A 3,652-nucleotide genomic window follows, 5' to 3' on the forward strand; every position below is an offset into this window, starting at 1 on the left:
CAACCTTCCTCTTCGGGGAATCGCCCCTCGTCGAGGTCCGCGGTGAACCGCTCCAGACGCCTTGCCGCACCGGCGAGATCGTGTTTGGCCGCGGCCGTAATGACCAGCAGCTTCCGGGTCAGCGCCATCCGTACGCCCTCCGGGACTTGCAGTGCGCGCACTCTTGTGTGCGCTTCTTTGAGCCGGACCGCGACCGCCGCATAGAGCTCGAGTTGGCCGTCGTGTTCCATGCACAGATTGTGCCATCTGGGGCGAGTTGTCGCCTGCGCAGGGGGCAACTGCCGCCTCGGGCGGCCTTTTGGACCCACCCGGAAGCCTCGCCTCCATGACTCGCGTACCCCTGCAACCACGCCTCTAACGTGGGAAGTTGACCGGCTCGTCGGGGGACACGCGGGTGCCGTCGGCAGCAGAAACGGCTGTACCCCCGATCGGGCCGATCGGGGGTACAGCCGGGGTGTTGGGTGGCCGAAACTCGACCTTGCGGTGGGCCTCGGAGGCCTTTGGCGATCAGAGCTGGACGGTCTGGGGCTTGAACGACGGGCGCTTCGCCTCGTACGCGGCGATGTCCGCCTCGTTCTGGAGGGTGATCGAGATGTCGTCCAGCCCGTTCAGCAGCCGCCAGCGGGAGTTCTCGTCCAGCTCGAAGGAGGCGGTGACGCCCTTGGCACGGACCTCGCGGGCCTCGAGGTCGACCGTGATCTCGACCTGCGGGTCGTTCTGGGTGAGCTCCCATAGGGCGTCCACGGTCTTCTGGTCGAGGACCACCGTGAGCAGGCCGTTCTTCAGCGAGTTGCCGCGGAAGATGTCGGCGAAGCGGGAGGAGATCACGGTCTTGAAGCCGTAGTTCTGCAGCGCCCAGACGGCGTGCTCGCGGGAGGATCCGGTGCCGAAGTCCGGGCCGGCGACCAGGACCGTGGCGCCCTCGCGCTCGGGCCGGTTGAGCACGAACTCCGGGTCCTTGCGCCAGGCCTCGAACAGCCCGTCCTCGAACCCGTCCCGGGTCACCTTCTTGAGCCAGTGGGCGGGGATGATCTGGTCGGTGTCGACATTGCTGCGGCGCAGCGGGACGGCCCGGCCGGTGTGGGTGGTGAACGCTTCCATTGCTCTCAGACTCCTGCGGGCGTGGGGGTGTCGGCGGCGGACAGGTCGGCCGGGGAGGCCAGGTGGCCCAGGACCGCCGTCGCGGCCGCGACCTGCGGCGACACCAGGTGGGTGCGGCCGCCCTTGCCCTGCCGGCCCTCGAAGTTGCGGTTGGAGGTGGACGCGGAGCGCTCACCGGGGGCCAGCTGGTCCGGGTTCATGCCCAGACACATCGAGCAGCCCGCGTGCCGCCACTCGGCGCCGGCCTCCTTGAAGACCACGTCCAGGCCTTCGGAAACGGCCTGCAGACCCACCCGCGCGGAGCCCGGGACGACCAGCATCCGTACGCCGTCGGCGACTTTGCGGTCCCGCACGATCTCGGCGGCGGCGCGCAGGTCCTCGATGCGGCCGTTGGTGCAGGAACCTACGAAGACGGTGTCCACCTTGATGGAGCGCAGTGGCTGCCCGGCCTCCAACCCCATGTACTCCAGGGCCTTTTCCGCGGCGAAGCGCTCCGAGGCGTCTTCGTACGAGGCCGGGTCGGGGACGTCGGCGGAAAGCGCCGCGCCCTGGCCCGGGTTGGTTCCCCAGGTGACGAACGGCGACAGCTCGGCGGCCTCGATGACGACCTCTGCGTCGAACTCGGCACCGTCGTCCGTGCGCAGCGTCTTCCAGTACCGCACCGCCGCGTCCCAGTCCGCGCCCTCGGGGGCGTGGGCGCGGCCCCGGAGGTAGGCGAAGGTGGTCTCGTCGGGGGCGATCATGCCCGCGCGGGCACCGGCCTCGATCGACATGTTGCAGATGGTCATGCGGGCCTCCATCGAGAGCTTCTCGATGGCCTCGCCGCGGTACTCCAGGATGTAGCCCTGGCCGCCGCCGGTGCCGATCTTCGCGATGATCGCGAGGATCAGGTCCTTGGCCGTGACGCCGTCGGGCAGTTCGCCGTTGACGGTGATCGCCATGGTCTTCGGGCGGGCCATGGGCAGCGTCTGGGTGGCCAGCACGTGCTCGACCTGGGAGGTGCCGATGCCGAACGCCAGCGCGCCGAAGGCGCCGTGCGTGGAGGTGTGCGAGTCGCCGCAGACCACGGTGGTGCCGGGCTGGGTCAGGCCCAGCTGCGGGCCGACGACGTGTACGACGCCCTGCTCGACGTCGCCCAGCGGGTGCAGCCGGACGCCGAAGTCCGCGCAGTTCTTGCGCAGCGTCTCCAGCTGGATCCGGGAGACCGGGTCCGCGATGGGCTTGTCGATGTCGAGGGTGGGGGTGTTGTGGTCCTCGGTGGCGATGGTCAGGTCGAGTCGGCGCACCGGGCGGCCGCTCTTGCGGAGGCCGTCGAAGGCCTGCGGGCTGGTCACCTCGTGCAGCAGGTGCAGATCGATGAAGAGGAGGTCGGGCTCGCCTTCGGCGCGCCGGACGACGTGGTCGTCCCAGACCTTCTCCGCGAGTGTCCTACCCATCGCTTTCCCTCCGGCCGGCGACGAAGCGCCGACCCAACTAGAGATCTTGGGGAAGCGGTGCCCGCACCCCTGTGTTTCCGGGCAGCCGCCACCAGGCCCGTGCGTCACGGGCCGTTGTGACTTCCTGCCGTCCAGAGTGGCGGGTTCCATGGAAAATTGAACTTGCGTTTCACAGAGTGAGACGGGAGTATCGTTGCATGGACAACAGTAGCGGCGTCGGCGTTCTGGACAAGGCGGCCCTCGTCCTGAGCGCTCTGGAGTCCGGCCCGGCCACCCTCGCGGGATTGGTCGCTGCGACCGGACTGGCACGACCCACGGCCCACCGCCTGGCCGTGGCGCTGGAACACCACCGTATGGTGGCGCGCGACATGCAGGGCCGCTTCATTCTCGGCCCGCGCCTGGCCGAACTGGCCGCGGCGGCCGGCGAGGACCGCCTGCTCGCCACGGCGGGCCCGGTGCTCACCCACCTCCGTGACATCACGGGCGAGAGCGCTCAGCTCTACCGCCGCCAGGGAGACATGCGTATCTGCGTGGCCGCGGCCGAGCGGCTGTCGGGCCTCAGGGACACCGTCCCGGTCGGTTCCACGCTCACCATGAAGGCCGGTTCGTCGGCGCAGATCCTCATGGCCTGGGAGGAGCCCGAGCGTCTCCACCGCGGCCTGCAGGGCGCCCGCTTCACGGCGACGGCGCTGTCCGGTGTGCGGCGGCGGGGCTGGGCGCAGTCCATCGGCGAGCGGGAGCCGGGCGTGGCGTCCGTCTCCGCGCCCGTGCGGGGCCCCTCCAACCGCGTGGTGGCCGCCGTGTCCGTCTCCGGCCCCATCGAGCGTCTCAGTCGCCACCCGGGCCGTATGCACGCCCAGGCGATCATCGACGCCGCCGGCCGCCTCTCCGAGGCCCTGCGCCGCACGGGCTGACCGCACCTCCGGACACGTGACCGGAACGGGCCCGCCTCAACGCCGCGGCGGGCCCTCTCCCCCGAAGCGATGGCATCGTACGGGGAGTTGGCGACGGTGAAAAACGCCGGTGGCCCTCCGCCGAAGCGAAGGGCCACCGAACCTTGTTGTACCCCCGACCGGATTCGAACCGGCGCTACCGCCTTGAGAGGGCGGCGTGCT

General features: G+C 70.2%; 4 protein-coding genes. 1 reads left to right on the top strand and 3 read right to left on the bottom strand.

Annotation, left to right across the window (positions count from 1 at the left end):
- The 3 genes from ABEA26_RS35295 to leuC form a co-directional block, all read right to left on the bottom strand.
- The coding region (locus tag ABEA26_RS35295) for an SCO5555 family protein (RefSeq protein WP_279561915.1) at positions 1–230 on the bottom strand (230 nt) is incomplete at its 3' end.
- A gap of 277 nt (positions 231–507) precedes the next feature.
- A complete protein-coding gene (gene leuD / locus ABEA26_RS35300; RefSeq protein WP_345598075.1) occupies positions 508–1,101 on the bottom strand; it encodes a 3-isopropylmalate dehydratase small subunit in 594 nt (197 codons plus the stop codon).
- 5 nt (positions 1,102–1,106) lie between these two features.
- A complete protein-coding gene (gene leuC / locus ABEA26_RS35305) occupies positions 1,107–2,537 on the bottom strand; it encodes a 3-isopropylmalate dehydratase large subunit (RefSeq protein WP_345598077.1) in 1,431 nt (476 codons plus the stop codon).
- A 197-nt stretch (positions 2,538–2,734) separates the two neighbouring features.
- Here leuC and ndgR point away from each other — a divergent pair, with 197 nt between their 5' ends.
- Positions 2,735–3,451 (top strand): IclR family transcriptional regulator NdgR, encoded by a 717-nt coding sequence (gene ndgR, locus ABEA26_RS35310; RefSeq protein ID WP_279561912.1) that lies wholly within the window; start codon positions 2,735–2,737, stop codon positions 3,449–3,451.
- Positions 3,452–3,652: the final 201 nt, after the last annotated feature.

It is taken from the genome of Streptomyces marokkonensis (assembly GCF_039539045.1).
In the GTDB taxonomy this organism is placed as follows: domain Bacteria; phylum Actinomycetota; class Actinomycetes; order Streptomycetales; family Streptomycetaceae; genus Streptomyces; species Streptomyces marokkonensis.

What these genes read in the sequence shown, in the direction of transcription:
- leuC (WP_345598077.1), bottom strand. Translation starts at nt 2,537, where the DNA reads ATGGGTAGGACACTCGCGGAGAAGGTCTGGGACGACCACGTCGTCCGG.
- ndgR (WP_279561912.1), top strand. Translation starts at nt 2,735, where the DNA reads ATGGACAACAGTAGCGGCGTCGGCGTTCTGGACAAGGCGGCCCTCGTC.
- leuD (WP_345598075.1), bottom strand. Translation starts at nt 1,101, where the DNA reads ATGGAAGCGTTCACCACCCACACCGGCCGGGCCGTCCCGCTGCGCCGC.